This window comes from Tamaricihabitans halophyticus, assembly GCF_004340875.1.
Classification (GTDB): domain Bacteria; phylum Actinomycetota; class Actinomycetes; order Mycobacteriales; family Pseudonocardiaceae; genus Tamaricihabitans; species Tamaricihabitans halophyticus.
In genome coordinates this window covers 595,907-613,975 of sequence record NZ_SLXQ01000001.1, presented here as the reverse complement: position 1 = coordinate 613,975, position 18,069 = coordinate 595,907, and the positions used below count along the sequence as shown (strand labels likewise).

The following is an 18,069-nucleotide window of genomic DNA, read 5'->3' as shown; positions in this document are numbered from 1 at the left end:
GCGGATCAGGCGCATTCCGGGAAGGCGGCAAGCACCAGGTCCACCAGCGAGTCCACCGCCGCGCCACGCTCGGCAGCCAGCAGTTCGGCGAGCGCCGAGACCGAAGCGGCCGGAAGTACGCCGGTCGCGTTCGCATCGAACTTTGCCCGGTGCTCCGCCTCGGTGAGCGGGCGCTCCGGGCCGCCCCTGCTGACCGCCACCTTGGTGTGCAACCGCGCACCGGTATGGCTGGTGAACTCGCCGGTCGCGCTGAGCCGTTCCGGGAACCGGTCGCTCGCCCAGTCATCACCGACTACCTCGATGCGCTCGGCGAGCGAAAGCAGCTCCGCATCGGCGAGCAGTTCGTCCGGAAAGTCAGCGAGAGCAAGTCCGAGACCACCACCGCCACGCAGCGCGAGCGCGACGGTCACCGGCCCGGAGAAGCGGGCGTGATACGGCGTGTTCGGCCGTAGTTTTGCCTGCCTCGGTTCCGCGATCGTGGGTAGCACCTGCCGGGCCACGCCGACTACCAGCTTGGCCAGCTCTTCGGCGCGAGCACCCTGTTCGCGCAACTGCACGGCGACCTCGATGGCCGGGTGGGTGAACCCGTTGGTGGGATACGGTTTGGTGAACGTGCCGGGCAGCAACCAACCCTCGCTGGTGGGGTCACCGAGCGGGCGAGCAGCCAACTCCGCGCCGCCGAAGGCATGCAGCAGACCGAATCGCCCTTCGATGGCGGTCGGTGGGCCGGTCAACCCGCACTGCGCCGCATAGGCCGCGCGGATACCGGCGGCCGAGGACCAGCCGGCGTGGAATGGCTTGATCGTGCCACCGGTCCGGTTCGCTTCCAGGATCCCACTCGCGAGGCTGCCGGCGATGCCGACCGCGTGCGCGAGTTCCGCCTCGGACAGGCCGATCACGAGTCCAGCCGTGATCGCCGCGCCGATCGTGGTGCAGATCGGCGTGGGATGAAAGCCGCGTTCGAACAGCATCGAGTTCGTCCCGTCAGCGTTCAGCAACGCGGTGCCGACCCGCAGGCTGGTTTCCTGCCCCGCGGCGATCGCCGCGTACATCGGCGCCGCGCGATACTCCCTGGCGAGCGCCAGTGCGGTAGGCACGATCACGCAGCTGGGATGTACCAGTGTGGGCACCTGGACGTCGTCGAAGTCGTGCGCGTGTGCCGCGGTGCCGAGTACCAGCGCCAGCGCTTCGGCATCGATCGCCCGCCTGGCGGCAAGGCGCGCCGCGCTGCGGGTGGCGTCTTCGTTCGCGCCGGCGAGGATGCAGCCGACGGTGTCCCGAATGGAGTTTCGTACGTACTGGTGCACATCCTCCGGAAGATCGGACTTGGCCGCGCCTAGCGCCCAGCCGGCAAGCTTGGTGCTCTGCGTCGATTCGCTCATGCGTCGACCACCGCCAGCGGCCGAACCGGCGCACCCGTGCCGCCGACGATCTTCAGTGGACTACAGACGAACAGGAACTCGGTGAGCCCGGCGGCCGCGATCTCTTCCAGATTGAGTACTTCGATGATGTTTACCCCTGCCTCGTACAGCACCCTGCCGTGTACTGGCAGGTGCCCGTGCCCTTCCTGCGCGGTGATCTGCTCGAAGGCGATGGTGTCCCCGCCCACCGCGCGAACCCCCTGCTCTAGCAGCCATTCCGCCGCGGTGATCTCGATCCCGGGGACCCCGGTTCCCGTGCCCACATAGGACGCGGCGTCGTCCCATAGCTGGGGCCAACCAGTGCGGATCAGTGCGACATCGCCTTCGCGTAGCCGTGCGGTGGCGGTTCGCGCCAGATCCTCGGCGGTGATGCCGTATCCGGGGTCCAAACGAGACACGCCAAGGGTGGTCGGTACATCAAAGAGCACACCCCTGGCGAGTACCGGTGGCACGGTATCGATGCCATGCACGGCGAACTTCCCGCCAACGCTGGCTTCGTGGGCGTCCGTGCCACCGTGCAACTTGCCATCCATCGCGACATGGCAGAGCGCGTCCATATGCGTGCCGACGTGACCACCGGTGGAGATCAGCTCATTCGCGCCGGAGAGCCCGCTAGGCCGGACCGCGTCGCCGTGGCGGCGGATGAGTGCCATCTTGAATCCGGGATGGTTCGGGGAGCAAGGCGTGCGGTTATCCAGTGGTTGACCGAGGTCGTAGACGGTCGTACCGGACGATACCGCGTCAAGAATCAACATCACCGCTCGCTTTCGCTGGTTCGTGCGCCAGTACCCGCCGCGCAGCGCGGACCATCGCGCGATCGGCGAACTGACCGTTTGGCATTACCACCGTGGCCGTGCCAGACCGCTCGGCTTCGGTGACCGCCCTGATGACCTCGCGCGCCGAATCGACCTCGGCCGCGCTCGGGGTATGCACTGCGTTGACGATGGATACCTGCATTGGATGAATGCACGAGCGCCCCAGGTAGCCTCGGGCCTTGCCCGTCTCGGTTGTGGTGCGTAGTCCATCCGAATCGGACAGATCAGAATAGACACTCTGGACGACCGGTTTGCCAGCCGAACGGGCTGCGATAAGCAGGCGATTCGCGCACCAGTCGAGCAGCTCGGTGTCACACCGCAGATCCGCGGCGAGATCAGCTTCGCCGAGCCCGATCCCGGCGACGGCCGGATGCGCGGTGAGTAGCTCGCCGAGTCGTTCCATGCCGGCCGCGGATTCCACGATGAGGTGCAGCTCAGCTTCCGGTACCAGCTCGGCGAGCAGCTGCCCGACCTCGGCGACCGCACCGGGATCGGCGCATTTCGGCAACCGGATACCACTGATCCGGCTACCGGCCAGCGCACGTAGATCGGCGAGTCCATCGTCCTCGACCGAGTTGATCCGTACATAGAGCGGAGCACCGAACTCGGTGCGGGCGAGGTCGGCGACCGTGCTCCTGGCGCCAGGTCGAGCTGCTGGCGGCACACTGTCTTCCAGATCAACGACGATCGCGTCCGTTCCGGTCGCGACCGCCTTGGGGACGAGTTCAGGTCGGGTGGCCGGTACGTAGAGCCAGCTGCGGCGCCGGTTCATAGCACTCCTCGCTCGCGCAGCGCGGCGATCTTCGGTTCGTCCATACCCAGTTCGCCAAGGATCTCGGCGGTATGCGCGCCGAGCCTCGGGCCGGTCCAACGGATCTGGCCTGGCGTTTCGGACAGTTGGAACAGCAAGCCCTGCATCGCGACCTCGCCGAGTTCGTCATCCGCCATCCGAACGATGCTGCGCTGCTGGAAATGTGGGTCAGTCACCACATCGGAGGCACTGTAGATCGGCGCGACCGCGGCCTCGGCTTTCTCGAAAGCGGCCAGCACGTCCTCGGCATCGCGTTGCTCGATCCAGGAGCCGACGGCTTCGTCCAACTCGTCGGCGTGCTTCGCGCGTTCCCCGCCGGAGGCAAACCACGGTTGTTCGGCAAGGTCCGGCCGGCCGACCAGGCGCACCACTCGCTCGGCGACACTTTGCGCGCTGGTCGAGATGGCCAGCCATTTGCCGTCCCTGGTGCGGTAGGTGTTTCGCGGCGCGTTGTTGACGCTGCGGTTACCGGTGCGCTGCTGCACGATGCCGAGCTGGTCGTAGTCGACAAGCTGCGGACCGAGCACGGTCAGGATGGGCTCGTAAATGGCCAGGTCGATCACCTGCCCCTGGCCGGTGCGGTTTCGCGCGGTGAGCGCGGTGAGCACCGCGTAGGCACCGGAGATCGCCGCTATCCCATCGGCGAGCCCGAACGGCGGCAGCGTCGGCGGGCCGTCCGCTTCCCCGGTGATATGCGCGAATCCGCTCATCGATTCGGCCAGCGTGCCGAATCCGGGGCGGCGGCGATAGGGGCCGTACTGGCCGAACCCGGTGGTGCGCAACAGCACGAGGCCGGGATTGACCTCCTGGAGTTCCGTCCAGCCGAGCCCCCAGCGTTCCAGGGTTCCCGGCCGGAAGTTCTCGATGACCACATCGGCATCGCGGGCCAACTCGAGAAAGATGTCCCTGCCTTCCGGGGTACTCAGGTTCAGCGTGGTACACCGCTTGCCGCGGGAAAGGATCTTGTGCCACAGCGGCACGCCATCCTTGGTGTGCCCGTGGCCGCGCGCCGGATCGCCCCGTGGATGCTCAATCTTGATCACGTCCGCGCCCTGATCGGCGAGCAGGGTAGCCGCGAACGGGCCGGCAAACAGCGTCGCGATATCCAGTACTTTGATCCCGTCGAGCGCGGGAGCCCCGCTCGTTGGATTCGGCTCGCTCACTTGACCACCTGATCCGTAACCTTCGTGGTGTAGGTCTTGGCCGAGTCGATGTTCAGTTTGCCGCCAATGGTCGTGGCGAAATCGAAGCTGGCGTCCGCGAGCTCCGGGTCGACCGCGACGGAGTCCGCCGTTGCCTCAACCACCTGGTCGAAGGCGTCATTGAACTGTTCGTCGGTGATCTGCTCGAACTCGTCCCGGACGACCTGCTTCGCCTCTTCGGGCTCGTTCTTGATGAGCTGCATGGCGTTCTGCAGTGCGGTGGCGTAGCAGCCGAGCGCGGACTGGCGGTCGGCGAGGGTTTCCTCGTTGGTGAGCGCGGTCAACCACATGATGTTCTCAGTGGACGGAGCTTCACCCTGGGCGAGATTCAGCACGATCTCGCCGTCGCCCTTGTCCGCCGCGATCCGGGAAGCCGGTGGTGAGATCAGGTAGGCGTCGATACCGCCGTTGGCGAAGGAAGCGGTGATCTCCGCCGCGCCGCCGGTAGGCACGATCTCGAAGTCGCTTTCCGGGTTCATGCCCGCCTGCTTGGCCATATGACGGATCGCCTGATCGGAGGCGCTACCCGCGGAGGTGACGCCGATTCGCTTACCCCGCAGTGCATTCAGTACCGATTCCTCGTCGCGTTCGGCCGGGGCGAGTTCGGACTTCATACCGAGATCGAAGAGCAAATCGTCCATCAGGGTGGCGAAGGAAACCACTGGTCCGCCCTCGGCGCGGGTGGAGATGACCGTTGGGTGCGCCGAGATGGTCACGTCCACGCTGCCGCCGACAAGTGCCTGGATCGCTTCGGAACCGCCGCCGAGCGACATCGTTTCGATCTGCAATCCTTGTTCGGCGTAGAGATCCTTGTCCTGCGCAACCGCATCCGCCGTGTACAGCAGACTGTCTGAAGTGGATTGGCTGACTCGCAACGATTCACCCGCGCATGGCCCTGTTGTCGGGGCTTGCTCGCCGGGGCTGGAACAGGCCGCGAGCGGCACGATCAGTGCGGCGGCGCTCAGTCCGGCCGCGAAAGCTCGGGATAAGGGCTTCATTGTCCTCACATCCATCGACTCGTATAGCGCTCAGCTCGGCTGACCGCGAAGTTGATGACCACGGCGACGACCATCAGCACGACGATCGCCACGAAGGTGCCGGCCGTGTCGAAGGTGTTCGCGGATCGTTTGAGCAGGTAGCCAAGGCCTTCGTTGGATGCGGTGATCTCGCTGATCACCGCGCCGATCAGGGAGTAGGGCACGGCCAGGCGTAGCCCGGTGAACACCCAGGTCGCGGCCGAGGGAATGATGACCTTGAACAGTTTGTCCCTGCCGCGCGCGCCCATCAGCGCGACCACATCGAGCAGTTCCTGATCGACATTGCGTGCGCCGGAGTAGCTGTTGTGGAACACCAGGAAGAAGACCACCACGGCGGTGAGCCCGACCTTGGATTCCAACCCGACGCCGAACCAGAGGATGAACAGCGGGGCAAGAGCCAGCTTCGGCAAACTGTTCATCGCGATGATCAACGGGTTGAGCACATCGGACGCGAACTTGGACCTACCGAGGGTGAAGCCGAGTACCACACCACCGGTGGCGCCAACCAGGAAGCCAAGCGCCATCGCCTGCAGAGTCGCCGCGCTGTGCAGCCAGAGTGTTCCGTCACCCATCCACTCGCCGAGTCGCGCCGCGGTGTCGCTCGGGCTGGATATCCAGAACGGGTCAATCAGGTTGCCGGAGACGAACTCCCAGCCGCCAACGACGAGTCCGAATAGGACTATTCGAGTGAGCCAGACCGCGGTGCCGCGTTTGCGGCGGGCGGCGGCAAGCTTGCTGGCCTCGGCGGTTTCCGCGGCGGTGCGTCGCGCCTTCGCTTCGTTCTCGGTAAGGGGGTTCTCGGTTGCCGCGATACTCATGAGGCCAGCTCCTGTTCCACCTCGTCGGAAAGTGCGGACCACAGCTGTTCGAAAAGTTCGGCATAGCGCGCGTCGAAGCGGACCTTGAAGACATCCCTCGGTCGCGGAATGTCCACATCGCACACCATGGAGATCCGGCCTGGACGTTGGGACATGACGACGACGCGGTCGCCGAGGGTGATTGCCTCGCCAATGTCGTGGGTTACGAAAATGAACGTGGTTCCAGTGCGTTCCCAGATGCGGCGTAGCTCAGCTTGCAGGATCGTTTTGAGCTGCGCGTCCAGCGCGCCGAAGGGTTCGTCCGCGAGAATGGCTTCCGGCTCGTAAACCAGGGTGCGTGCGAGGGCGACGCGTTTGCGCATACCGCCGGATAGCTGACGGGGGTAGGCCTTGGCGAATCCGGTGAGGCCAACGAGATCGAGCATGGCCGAAACCCGTTCGCGGATCTCGGCCTTGTCCACCTGGCGCAACTCGAGCGGTAGCGCGACGTTCCGGAATACCGTTCGCCACGGCAGGACATTGTCTTTCTGGGTGATGTAGCCGACCTTGGTGTTCGGCTTGGGCACGGGGGAGCCGGCGTAGTGCACGGTCCCCGCCGAGGGCTCCATCAGGCCGGCGGACATGTTCAGCAGGGTGGACTTACCGCAGCCGCTCGGGCCGACCACGCAACAGAACTCCCCGGGCGCGACATCGAGCTGCACGTCCTCGACCGCGGTGAACATCGACCCGTCGTGCTCGAACCGTTTGGCGATGCCCCGAAAACTGATCAACGCTGATCCTTCTGACACGACAACTCCTCAAAAGTCGGTTGCCGTAAGCTATACGGTAAGCCGTATGGCGCGCAAGAGTATGCGCGTTCCAGGGGTTCGTCGGTTCAGCGTTGACGGTGCGCGCAGCGCTATGTCGACATGCAGACTGGGCGACGCCGGTATTCGTAGACGAGATGCGTCGTGATCGACTGGACGCTTCGCGCCGAGGTGACTTTTCGCCAGGCAAACGTGCGCAGCTGCTCGGGGGTGCTGACGGCGACGCGGAGCAGTACGTCGATCTCGCCTGAGATCACCGTGGCGTCCAGGATGCAGGGATCGTCCAGCACGGTGTGCAGGAAACGTTGCACTACTTCCTCGGTTTGCGGTCGCAGCCGGACGGCGATCATCGCCTGCATCGGGCGGCCGAGCGCGGCCGGGTCCACCTCGGCGGTGAAGGCGGTGATCACGCCAGCGCGAACCAGGCGCTGGACGCGTTCGTATGTGGTTGATTCCGCCGAGCCGCACCGTGCCGCGAGTTCCCGGTTGGTCAACCGAGAGTTCTCCTGAAGCGCGGCGAGTATGTCGAGATCTTTCTGGGAGAGTTCCATAGTTACTCAGTATCCTTCGAAGGATCTTCGGGCTTTGGGGGATCTATGGCGAGGATATCGTAGCGTTTCGCTCATGCATCCGATTGTCAGCTGGGACGACGCCGACACCGCGCGGGACCACTTTCGCCGGGACGGCTTCGTCATCATGGAACCGGTGTTCAGCGCGGCCCAGTGCGAATGGGCGCGCGATCGGCTCGCCGGCCTGTTCGAAGGACGATTTCCGACCGGAATCTTTCCGGATGAGTGGTACTGGCGGGAGGGGCTGAGCTTGCCGGAGGCCACCCGGCATATGGCCAACGCATGGAAGGCCGACCCGGAAATCGCGGCGATAGTGCGAAGTCCCTGGGTTGGCGCGTGGATCTGTTTCCTCAATGGCTGGGCCGATGCCTGCCTGGGGCAGGACACCATCTGGATCAAACCGCCGGAAGCGCGGGCATCCGCGCTGCACCAGGACAATTCCTTTATCGACTATCTACGCCCCGCGTCCATGAGTACCTGCTGGATGACCTTCGATGACACCCACGCGGATGCCGCGACGCTCGAGTATGTGCCCGGTTCGCATCGCTGGCCAACCACCGAGCTACCGGCCGATTTTCATGATCCGGGTAATGATCATCGCGCGCGGATGCGGGCGGCCGCGGCTGCCGCCGGGATCACTCCGCCAGATGTCGTGCAGTTGGTCGTGCCGGCCGGAACCGTGGTGTTCCACGACGGCAATGTGTGGCATGGCGCGGGACCTTCGCTGCGAACGGCCAGTTGGCGGCACACCCTTGCGGCGCATCTTGTCCCTGGCGAGACCCGATTCGCGGGTTCGGCCGGCGGCTACATCTATCGCCGTTACCAGCTACCCGGCGATGACACCCTGCACGACGCGTTCTTCCCGAGATACCCACGATCCACCGGTGTCCCAGTGGTCCCGTAACCGCGTTCTTTAGGGATCTTGCGGTGGGGGCGAGGTGCGCAGGTTCTGCTGGTAGCTGGCGAGTGCTTGGTGGGTGTCCGGTTGCGCGAACACTCCGGCGAACTCTTCGATACTGCGCTGTGCGGCCACGGTGAGCCCGTTGTTCTGCCAGTCTTCGAAAATACGCTTCTGTGCGGCGAGCACGGTGCTCGTGTGACCGGACACTGTGGACAGAAAGGTGCTCACTTGCTCGGTCAGCTGGTCGGGTTCCACGAGTTGGTTGGCGAGCGCCGCGGCACGCGGTTCGGTCGCCGGGTAGAGATCGCCCGTCATGATCATCTCCTTGGCGAACCCGAGCCCGATGAACTGTGGGAGCAGCGCCGCGTCGATCACCGATGGGATGCCGAGTTTGATTTCCGGTAGCCCGTAGGTAGATCGCGTCGTCACAACACGGATATCGCAGGCGAGCGCGAGTTCGAAAGCGCCGCCAAGACAATGTCCGTCGATCGCACAGATGGTGGTCGCCGGCAGGGTGCGTACCGTGTGGATCAGATCGCGCAGCGCGGTGATGAAATCGCGCGCGGTTCGCTGATCGAGCGCGAGAAACTCCGCCACATCCATACCCGCGCTGAACGCCCGGCCGCCAGCGCCGGCAAGCACCACGGCGCGCACGTCACCAGGCTCGCGCAGGATCGCGGTGAGGGCGTCGACCTCAACGCGTCGCAGTGCGTTCAGCTTGGCCGGCCGGTTGAGCTCGATGTAGAGCACGCGCCCGTCTCGCGCGGCTCGGACGGTCTCTTCACGATCAGCCTCGGCGCTGCGTTGATCCGGCATCACCGGTAAAGGGTACCTATTGGCAGTGGCTACTCATTGTGTGCGCATCGGTCGCATCCGTCATTCGACCAGGGGATAGACACCGTTGAGTCGGAGTGGTTGGCGTTCTGGCGCGCTCAGTCGGGGTACCCCGGGGTTGGCGGGCAATGCGGAGCGCGAGAGGATCAGCACCCGATTGGTGGTCGGCGACGGGAAGGATTGCCGGTGAGTACCCGGACCGCACAGGTCGACGATCTGCGCCTGGTCGCGGCGCCGAGCGCCGTGAACTGTATGGAAATGTTCGTTCGCTTCACGCTCGCCGAATGGCAGCTGAAACCGCTGCTCGACGAGGCAATGGCGACCGCCCGAAGTCTCATCGCGGCCGCCTGCCGCAGCGTCGGTTCGACCGGTTCGGCGATCCTTTCTGTTCGCCTGCGGTTGCGCGATGACCACCTCGCGATCGAAGTGGAAGGCGATGAGCTGGGCAGGGTTCCAGTGCCGGAATCGGAGATGCCTCGGCGGCATACCGATATCGTGACGCTGGATCACGGCGGCAAGCTGATGTGGTGTGAACTGCCCCTGCCGACAGGGGTCTCGGCCGGCGAGGTATCGCTGCCGCGGCGCGCGCAGAAGTCCACCGCCGCCGGCCCGCCAACCGCGGACGCCGATCCGCAGGTCATGCAGCGGGTGCTGACCGGACTGAACCGGCACGAGCCGCGGCACGGTATCTGAGTCACGAAGAGACATACGCGCTCAAGAAACCCATAACATGCGCAGGGTCTTGATCGGTACCCTCATGTCGCCCTCGTCACGCGGGTTTTTTCGAAGCCCCAGGTAGCTCCGCTAATAGTGAGCTGGTCCACTGAGCGAATGCCAATACTCTGTTATGTTGTATTGACATGTCCGAAAAGCAATCCGGCGGCGCGGAAGAAGAGAAACCCAATGTTCGGCCGGCGGTAATCGAAACACCCAGCAGGGCCGATGGGGCGGCCTTCTGGCGAATCGCCCGTGATTCCCAGAAGCTTGATCTCAACTCATCTTACGCGTATCTGTTGTGGTGCCATGATTTTGCGGACACTTCGGTTGTCGCCAAGGTAGACGGCGTGGCAGTTGGATTCGTAATGGGCTATCGACGGCCGAGCGCGCCGGATACGGCAGTCGTCTGGCAGGTAGCCGTGGATTCGACGCAACGTGGCCGAGGCTTGGCCGCAACCCTGCTGGACGCCCTGTTCGAGCGGTTGACCAGCGCTGGCATCCGCTACCTCGAGACGACCATCACGCCAGACAACGAGGCATCGATTCGGTTGTTCCGCTCATTCGCGAAACGTTGGAATGCTTCGCTGGACAGCACCATGCTGTTCGCGGCTACCGATTTTCCGGATGAGCACGAGCCGGAGAACCTCTATCGAATCGGACCGTTGGGCGGCGCTGCCTAATTGCGGACTAGTGCCGCCGTGTGCCCATGGCCACCGGCGTGTCGTTAAAGAAATATAAAGCTTCGCATGTGATCGGACGGAGTATTGTGAACGTCTTCGAAACCCTGGAATCCGAAGTACGTAGTTACAGCAGGAGCTGGCCGGTCGTATTCGATCGCGCGGTCGGTAGTTGGCTCTATGGCGAGGATGGCCGGGCATATCTGGATTTCTTCGCCGGCGCGGGTGCCCTCAACTACGGGCACAACAACCCGGTGCTCAAACGGGCCCTGCTCGACTACATCGAGCGGGACGGGATCACCCACGGCCTCGATATGCACACCACGGCCAAACGGGACTTCCTCGAGTCGGTACAGGAGGTCTTGCTGCGGCCACGGGGCCTCGACTACAGGTTGATGTTCCCCGGCCCTGGCGGGGTGAACACGGTCGAAGCCGCCCTCAAGCTCGCGCGCAAGGTGACCGGCAGGGAGTCGGTGATCAACTTCACCAACGCGTTCCACGGCATGACGCTTGGCGCGCTTTCGGTCACCGGGAACTCGATGAAGCGCGGTGGCGCCGGAATCCCACTGGTGCACGCCACCCCGATGCCGTACGACAACTACTTCGACGGCCAGACCCCGGACTTCCTGTTCTTCGAGAAGCTGCTCGAGGACAGCGGTAGCGGGCTGAACGAACCGGCCGCGGTGATCGTGGAGACCGTGCAGGGCGAGGGCGGGATCAACGCGGCCCGGATCGAGTGGCTGCAGGGCCTTTCCGAGCTGTGCAAACAGCACGGCATCCTGCTGATCGTCGACGACGTGCAGATGGGCTGCGGCCGGACCGGCCCGTTCTTCAGCTTTGAACCGGCTGGCATCCAGCCCGACATCGTCTGCCTGTCCAAATCCATCGGCGGCTACGGCCTGCCACTCGCGCTCACCCTGTTCAAACCGGAGCTGGACGTCTGGGAGCCCGGTGAACACAACGGCACCTTCCGCGGCATCAACCCCGCCTTCGTCGCGGCCGGCGCCGCGCTGCGCGAGTACTGGACCGATGACACCCTGGAGAAGGCGACCCTCGCCAAGGGCGAGCAGATCGCCAGGACCCTCGATGACCTGGTCAGCGAGTTCCCCTCGGCCGAACTGACCGCGAAGGGCAGGGGTTTGGCGCGAGGCCTCGAGCTGGCCTCCGGTGAGCTCGCCGACCGGGTCGCGAAGGCGGCGTTCGAGCGCGGTCTGCTGATGGAGACCTCCGGGCCGGAGGGCCAAGTGGTCAAGATGATGCCGGCGCTGACGATCAGCGAAGACGAGGTCGAGCAAGGAATGACCATCCTCGTTGAGGCCGTTCGCACCGTGCTGCGTTAATAGTGGGTGGCAGTTGTCTACTGGCCGGCCCAGTCCGGCCCTGACTACCTACGGGAGTGAGAAGTGATCGTTCGTACCCTCGCCGAGATCGAGGACACCGACGCCGACATCAAGACCGAGAACTGGCGCAGCAAGCGCATCATCTTGGCGAAGGAAGGCGTGGGCTTCTCCGTGCACGAGACCACGCTGTACGCGGGCACGGTGAACGATTTCTGGTACGCGAACCACATTGAAGCCGTGTTCATCACCCAGGGCGAGGGTGAGATCGAGGACAAGGCCACCGGCGAGGTGCACGAGCTCAAGCCGGGCTCGCTGTACCTGCTGAACAACTACGACAAGCACCAGGTGCGCCCGCGCACCGAGATCAAGTGCGTCTGCGTGTTCAACCCGCCGGTGACCGGTCGTGAGGTTCACGACGAGAACGGCGTCTACCCGCTCATCGTCGAGGAGACGGCCTGATCCTGATGCGGATCAGGTGAGCGAACTTTTCCGAGGACACGCGGGAGTGGGGCGCTGACAAGCTAACCAGAGAAACTGTGTGATTCGAGGAGGCGAGCGCAACGATGACCCTGGCAACCAGGACTGAGGATCGCTACCCGACAAGGATCCCAGCCTATGCGGCCAATCGGCCGATCGAGCGCACGGATCCAACCGTGTGGTCGACCGAAGCCGACGGTCCGATCGACGCGGCCAGCCTGGCCGGGTATGAGGCCAAGGGGTTTTCGATCGTCGAAGGACTGCTCAGTCCCGCCGAGGTACAGGCCTACTGGCAGGAACTCGTCCGACTCTGCAAGGACCCCGAACTCAAGCGGGACGATCGGGTCATTGCGGAGAAGTCGGCCAACGAGGTGCGGTCCATCTTCGAGGTACACAAGCTCAGTGGGCTGATCGCCGAACTCGCGCGTGATCCCCGGGTGCTCGACCGGGCACGGCAGCTCCTCGGCTCCGAGGTTTACCTGCATCAGACCCGGGTCAACTACATGCCCGGCTACCAGGGGAAAGGGTTCTACTGGCATTCGGATTTCGAGACCTGGCACGCCGAGGACGGGATGCCGGCACCGCGCGCGGTAAGTATCTCCATCGCGCTGACCGACAACTATCCGTTCAACGGCGGGCTCATGGTGATGCCCGGCTCGCACCGGATGTTTCTGCCCTGCGCGGGCGAAACGCCGGACGAGCACTACCGGGCATCGCTGCGGGAACAGGAGTTCGGGATACCCAAGCAGGACCAGATCACCATGCTCGCGGTCGATCACGGCATCGAGCAGTTCACCGGGCCGGCCGGATCCGCGTTGTTGTTCGACTCGAACCTCATGCACGGATCCGGCAACAACATCACCCCGTTCCCCCGCTCGAACATCTTCCTGGTGTTCAACAGCGTGGCGAATACCCTGGTTGAGCCGTTCAGCGCGGGAAAACCGCGCCCCGAATACATCGCCAGCCGGGAGTTCACTGCGCTCACTCGCTGACCGGTCCGCGCTGCCGGTCGCTCGCCCGTGATGTCCGGAATCGTTTGAGCGCAAGGACATCGTGACCAGATGCGAACGTCACGACGCGTGCGCCGTCTGTTATCTTGGTTTCGCTGCCGCGGGGCTGGCCCGCAGGTAGCTGATCAAGAGCAGGTCGGGGCTTCCGCTCGGGGTAACCCCGAAGTGCTGTTGGTCAAACTGGCCGCACCTGCGTGTGCGGGACGAATTGGCCCCGTGTCGCCTGTATCGGGAACAGGCGACACGGGGTTTCGGCTATCTGGCCCATCACATCCGCTTGTTTGGGGCGGTGCGGGTGGCATGCTGTTTTGATGGGGTTAGGCCAACCGGATGGCATTGCCCGCTGACCAACCGATTCGGGCACACCCGGCGCAGCCCGACCCGTAGCTTGTTTAGCAACGTTTCAGTTAGCCACCAGGGGTGTGGGAGTACCGATCGCTGGCAGGACGGTCGGGTGCCGGATCCGCCCGGAGGAGCGCTCGCCTTTGCGGTCATCGTCGTCGCAATCCGCCCGGCTGTACTTCGGGGTGCTCGGCCCGGTACAGCTGCTGGACGGTGCTCGGCCGGTTTCGCTCGGCGGCCCAGGGATGCGCGGACTGCTTGCCGCACTGCTGCTCAGGCCGAACGAGGTAGTGCCGATCGACGAGATCATCGATCGGTTGTGGGCAGCGGAGCTACCGGATACCGCGCGAACCATCGTGCACGGCTACGTCTCCGGGCTGCGCCGCAAGCTGACCCAGGCGATTCCAGCCGACGACCAGGTGGGGGCGCGCATTCTCACCAGGGCGCCCGGCTACGAGCTGGTGGTTGATCCGGATCGGATCGATCTGCACCTCGCGCGCGGCATGCTGGATCGGGCCCAGTCCGCGCCGGCGGCCGAACGCGCCGAGCTGATCGGTGCGGCGCTCGCGTTATGGCGCGGGCCTGCGCTCGCGGACCTGCCGGCACACGCGCGCGCCCCGGAGCTGGACGAACTGCGGTTGGCCATGCAGGAGCAGCGCATCGCGGCCGAACTGGAGCTTGGTCGCGGCCAGCAGCTGGTGACCGAGCTTCGACAGCTCACCCGCACTCATCCGTTCCGCGAGCAGTCGCACGGGCTACTGCTGCGCGCGCTGTATCACAGCGGGCGCCGATCGGACGCGCTCGAGGAATACCAGCGGTTTGCCCGGCGGGCGCGCGCCGAGCGCGGTATCGATCCAGGGCATCCATTGCGGGAACTGCACGAGCGGATCCTGCGGGACGAGCTCGACCGGCCGACCGCGGAACAGGAAGCCGCCATCACGCCACGGATCGGCGTGGTCAAACCGGCGCAGTTGCCGGCACCGATGCCCGGTTTCGCTGGCCGCGCCGCCGAGCTCGACTGGTTGGCCGGATTGCCCTCGGCGGCCAGCACGGTAGGCGTGGTCAGTGGCATCGCCGGCGTTGGCAAGACGGCACTGGTGGTCAACTGGGCCTGGCAGGCTGCCGCGCGCTACCCCGATGGTCAGCTGTTCGCCCGGATGCACGGGTTCACCCCTGATCGGGAGCCGGTGGCCGCACAGGAAGTGCTCGGCCAGTTTCTGCGTGCGCTCGGTGTGCCCGCCGAGGACATCCCGGAAGACCAGGATGACCGGGTCGCGCTGTACCGCTCGCTGCTCGCCGAACGCTCGGTACTCGTGGTGCTTGATGATGTGCGCGAATCGGCACAGGTCCGGCCGCTGCTGCCGACCGGGCCTTCCTCGCTCACCGTGGTGACCAGCAGGGTGCGGCTGGACGGCTTGGTCGCGCGGGATATGGCCCAGCTTTACCCGCTCGAGCCGCTTCCCGTACACGACGCGATCAGGCTGCTCGGCAACTTGTCCGAAGTGGACAACGTGGGACTGGTTGGCGCGGAACTCGCCAAGCTGTGTGACTATCTGCCGCTCGCCCTGCGGATCGTGGCCGCTCGGCTGGCCTCCGGGCGTGGGCAGCGGGCGGCCGAGCTGGTCACCGAGCTTTCCGAGGAGAGCGCGCGGTTGGCCGGGCTTGCGGTGGAAGGGATGGACGCGAGCATCGCGGCCGCGCTCGAGGTGAGCTATCGCGGACTCGACCCTGGGCTCGCGCGGCTGTTCCAGGTACTCGGCTGCCTGCCGGGCGTCACGATCAGTGCGCCCGCACTCGCCGCCGCCGCTGGGTTGCCGATCTCCACCGTGACCGCGTTGCTGCCGGGATTGGTGCTGCACAATCTGATCGCCCCGATCGGCGAGGCCCATTTCGGGATGCACGATCTTGTCCGGCTCTATGCACGTGAAGTGGCCACCATCGAGCTGGCCGCGACCGAACGGACCCAGGTGCTCGGCAACGTGCTCGGTTACTACCTCGCCGCGGCCGATACCGCGCGCCGGCAGTTGCGACCACCCACCGATCCACTGACCGAAGCGGACCGAGTCAACCAGCTCACCCTGCCCGAGCTGGGCTCGCAGGACAGTGCACTCGGCTGGTTCGAGGCGGAGTGGGCGAATCTGCACGCGGTACTGGCCGCGGGGGCAGCCGAGGGGTTTGGCGCCGAGGTCTGGCGGCTCGCCAGGTACGCGCACACCTTTCGGGCGATCCGGGCGCAGCGGGATGACTGGCAGGCCATCTTGCGGACCGGGCTGAACGCGGCACGCGCGGCGGGCGACCCCGAGGGGGAAGGCTGGATGCTGGTGAGCATGGGCGTCCTGCTGTCCAGATTCGCTCGCGCCGATGAGATATTGCCGCTAGCCGAACGGATTCTGGAGATCAGCGTGGACGACCGGCTCAGCCTCGCGGGTGCCAGCTTGCTCGCTTCCGGTTGGTATGGCCAGCGGCGGCATGTCGAGGCGATCTCCGGCTACCGGCAGGCGCTGCGCCACGCGCGACGGCTCGGTGATCAGGTGGCGGAGGCCAACCAGCTGAACAACGTCGCGCAGGTGCAGCGGGAGTTGGGGGAGCGCACCGAAGCGATCGAGACGCAGCGGGCCGCGTTCGAGCTGTACCGGCTGATTGGTGATCGCGGCTTCGAGGTGTTCGCCCTGGCCAATCTGGCCGAACTGTACGGCGAGGTTGGCCAGCTCGATGCGGCCGAGGAACACGCTCGGCAAGCGCTTGAACTGGCAGTGGAGCGGGGCGTGGTGCTCGGTGCCGCCTTCGCGCGAGAGGTGCTCGGCAGGGCACTACGGGATCGCGGGCAACTGGCGGCCGCCCGGGACGAGCTGGAACTGAGCGTGGACGGCTACCAGCGGGCCGATGCGCCTGGTGCGGCTACCGCGCGTGCCGCGCTGGCCGAGGTGCTTGACCGGCTGGCCGAAAGAGAGAAACGTTCGTGAGCGCGCGGGCAGCGCGTTCGTTGAGGTTCTTGCGGTGACTATGCGTGTCCGCAGTCGTTAAGGTCAGCGGTCTCATCGGTGGCGTTTAGCCGTTGTTTAGTGCGTCTGGGGCGTTCCATGCGAGGCTGGCCCACAGCGGTTTGGGCGCGGCCGGTTTACCGTGGCGTGGCGGATCGGCACGCAGCGCTGAATCGTTTCGCGGCCGATGTCGTGTTGCCTTCGTCGACTCCGTGGGGGAGAGCCGAAGTCCGGGCGACTCGACATCGGCCCAGCGGCTCTACTCGTCGTAGTCGTGTTGCGGGTAGCGCAGCGCTACCCGCGGCTGTTGGATCCGCTCCGGCGGTTCCTGTTCGGGTGCGCGATGCGCAGCGGGTTGGCGGGGGTGTTCCGATCGTTGCTGGCGTTGCGGCGGTTGGCGATGCGGCGCGGTGTGCCGCCGGCGTTCTTCCAGTAGCGCCGCCGCCATCCGCCGTTTGGCTGGCCCGATGAACACCAGTGCACTGACCAGTCCCCCGAGCACGAACGAGATCAGGCACCACACCCAGATCTCGCCTAACAGCCAGAGCATGCTCTCTCCTAACGCACGATGATCTCGACGCGCCTGCTGGTTTCCGGGGTCTCCATTGGCTGGGTATCGGCGTAACCCTCGGCGGTCAGCTGATCGACCGGCACGCCGCGTTCGACAAGCAGGTCGAACACCACGCTCGCCCGGTTGTCCGCCGCGAGCGCGACATTCGATTCGCTCGCCCCGCTCTCGTTCGCCGAGTGGCCCGCGACCTCCGCCTTTGCCTGCGGGTTCTCCTTGAGTAGCGCGGCGACACCGTCGATGGTGCGCAACCCTTCGGCCGAGACGTCGGTGCTGTCCGGGGAGAACAAGATCGGCTGCTCGGCCTGGAGCTGACTTACCCTGCCGCGCAGTACGGACACATCCATAACCCTGCCGCCGAGCGCGGTGGACACCTTCGGCTCATCGGTGTCCACCGCGGAGGAGTGGTATTCGGATTGCTCCCCGTCCGCGTTGACCGAGCGAACACCGGGAACTCCGCGCACCGCGGCGATCGCGTCCTGGTCCGATGCGAGCGAGCCATACAGCGTGGCCTCGCGCCCGTCGAAGGAGACACCTTCCGGGGCCATCCCGTTGTCCCGCAGCGCGAGCTGGGTTCGGCTGATCAGATCCGCTTCGATGGTGTCCTGCTCCCACCAGTTCACGACGCTGGCCAATAACCCGGTGGTCAGTACGGTCAGTACACCAGCGGCCACCCACGTTCCGCGCTTCGCCTTAGCGGCATCGCGCAACCGCTGGGTGGTGATCGGATCCTCCATCTAGAT

The 18,069-nt window shown here is 65.4% G+C and carries 18 protein-coding genes; 7 read left to right on the top strand and 11 right to left on the bottom strand.

Annotated features, from left to right (window positions below; genetic code table 11):
- Positions 1-5: 5 nt before the first annotated feature.
- The 8 genes from EV191_RS02895 to EV191_RS02860 all read right to left on the bottom strand — a co-directional run bounded on the left by EV191_RS02895 (position 6) and on the right by EV191_RS02860 (position 7,461).
- Positions 6-1,382, bottom strand: a complete 1,377-nt coding sequence (locus EV191_RS02895; RefSeq protein WP_132875214.1) for an MmgE/PrpD family protein — start codon at positions 1,380-1,382, stop codon at positions 6-8.
- The gene (locus EV191_RS02890; protein WP_132875213.1) at positions 1,379-2,176 is read right to left on the bottom strand and encodes a cyclase family protein; all 798 of its coding nucleotides are present in this window, start codon (positions 2,174-2,176) and stop codon (positions 1,379-1,381) included. The genes EV191_RS02895 and EV191_RS02890 overlap by 4 nt, the downstream gene beginning before the upstream one ends.
- A complete protein-coding gene (locus EV191_RS02885) occupies positions 2,163-3,008 on the bottom strand; it encodes an HpcH/HpaI aldolase/citrate lyase family protein (RefSeq protein WP_132875212.1) in 846 nt (281 codons plus the stop codon). Before EV191_RS02885 ends, EV191_RS02890 begins: the two co-directional genes overlap by 14 nt.
- Positions 3,005-4,210: a CaiB/BaiF CoA transferase family protein gene (locus tag EV191_RS02880; protein WP_132875211.1), complete on the bottom strand. Its 1,206-nt coding sequence runs from the start codon at positions 4,208-4,210 to the stop codon at positions 3,005-3,007. Before EV191_RS02880 ends, EV191_RS02885 begins: the two co-directional genes overlap by 4 nt.
- A complete protein-coding gene (locus tag EV191_RS02875; RefSeq protein ID WP_165912794.1) occupies positions 4,207-5,247 on the bottom strand; it encodes an ABC transporter substrate-binding protein in 1,041 nt (346 codons plus the stop codon). The genes EV191_RS02880 and EV191_RS02875 overlap by 4 nt, the downstream gene beginning before the upstream one ends.
- Before the next feature lie 5 nt (positions 5,248-5,252).
- Positions 5,253-6,104 carry an ABC transporter permease gene (locus EV191_RS02870; RefSeq protein WP_132875209.1) on the bottom strand — a complete coding sequence of 284 codons (852 nt, stop codon included), beginning with the start codon at positions 6,102-6,104 and terminating at the stop codon, positions 5,253-5,255.
- Positions 6,101-6,892, bottom strand: coding sequence for an ABC transporter ATP-binding protein (locus EV191_RS02865; RefSeq protein ID WP_243658720.1), 792 nt, complete (start codon positions 6,890-6,892; stop codon positions 6,101-6,103). The genes EV191_RS02870 and EV191_RS02865 overlap by 4 nt, the downstream gene beginning before the upstream one ends.
- A 110-nt stretch (positions 6,893-7,002) precedes the next feature.
- Positions 7,003-7,461, bottom strand: coding sequence for an Lrp/AsnC family transcriptional regulator (locus tag EV191_RS02860; RefSeq protein ID WP_132875208.1), 459 nt, complete (start codon positions 7,459-7,461; stop codon positions 7,003-7,005).
- 73 nt (positions 7,462-7,534) lie between these two features.
- Here EV191_RS02860 and EV191_RS02855 point away from each other — a divergent pair, with 73 nt between their 5' ends.
- Entirely contained in the window at positions 7,535-8,383 is an 849-nt protein-coding gene (locus tag EV191_RS02855) for a phytanoyl-CoA dioxygenase family protein (RefSeq protein WP_165912793.1), read from the top strand.
- Positions 8,384-8,392: 9 nt separating this feature from the next.
- Here the strand turns inward: EV191_RS02855 and EV191_RS02850 are convergent, their stop codons facing one another.
- Positions 8,393-9,196: an enoyl-CoA hydratase/isomerase family protein gene (locus EV191_RS02850; protein ID WP_243658799.1), complete on the bottom strand. Its 804-nt coding sequence runs from the start codon at positions 9,194-9,196 to the stop codon at positions 8,393-8,395.
- 204 nt (positions 9,197-9,400) lie between these two features.
- On the opposite strand from EV191_RS02850, the gene EV191_RS02845 reads away from it, so the two are divergent.
- From EV191_RS02845 to EV191_RS02820, 6 genes are all read left to right on the top strand, one after another.
- Positions 9,401-9,907 (top strand): ATP-binding protein, encoded by a 507-nt coding sequence (locus EV191_RS02845; RefSeq protein ID WP_132875205.1) that lies wholly within the window; start codon positions 9,401-9,403, stop codon positions 9,905-9,907.
- A gap of 167 nt (positions 9,908-10,074) precedes the next feature.
- The gene (gene ectA / locus EV191_RS02840) at positions 10,075-10,611 is read left to right on the top strand and encodes a diaminobutyrate acetyltransferase (RefSeq protein WP_132875204.1); all 537 of its coding nucleotides are present in this window, start codon (positions 10,075-10,077) and stop codon (positions 10,609-10,611) included.
- 86 nt (positions 10,612-10,697) lie between these two features.
- Positions 10,698-11,948, top strand: a complete 1,251-nt coding sequence (ectB, locus tag EV191_RS02835; protein ID WP_132875203.1) for a diaminobutyrate--2-oxoglutarate transaminase — start codon at positions 10,698-10,700, stop codon at positions 11,946-11,948.
- Positions 11,949-12,011: 63 nt separating this feature from the next.
- Positions 12,012-12,407, top strand: coding sequence for an ectoine synthase (locus tag EV191_RS02830; protein ID WP_132875202.1), 396 nt, complete (start codon positions 12,012-12,014; stop codon positions 12,405-12,407).
- Between the two features lie 104 nt (positions 12,408-12,511).
- A complete protein-coding gene (gene thpD, locus EV191_RS02825; protein WP_132875201.1) occupies positions 12,512-13,417 on the top strand; it encodes an ectoine hydroxylase in 906 nt (301 codons plus the stop codon).
- A gap of 503 nt (positions 13,418-13,920) precedes the next feature.
- A complete protein-coding gene (locus tag EV191_RS02820) occupies positions 13,921-16,740 on the top strand; it encodes an AfsR/SARP family transcriptional regulator (protein ID WP_132875200.1) in 2,820 nt (939 codons plus the stop codon).
- Positions 16,741-17,017: 277 nt separating this feature from the next.
- Here the strand turns inward: EV191_RS02820 and EV191_RS02815 are convergent, their stop codons facing one another.
- Together EV191_RS02815 and EV191_RS02810 are read right to left on the bottom strand one after the other, a co-directional pair.
- On the bottom strand, positions 17,018-17,308 hold the full coding sequence (locus EV191_RS02815; protein ID WP_132875199.1) for a hypothetical protein: 291 nt from the start codon (positions 17,306-17,308) through the stop codon (positions 17,018-17,020).
- A gap of 8 nt (positions 17,309-17,316) precedes the next feature.
- Positions 17,317-18,063: an OmpA family protein gene (locus tag EV191_RS02810; protein WP_132875198.1), complete on the bottom strand. Its 747-nt coding sequence runs from the start codon at positions 18,061-18,063 to the stop codon at positions 17,317-17,319.
- Between the last annotated feature and the right edge of the window lie 6 nt (positions 18,064-18,069).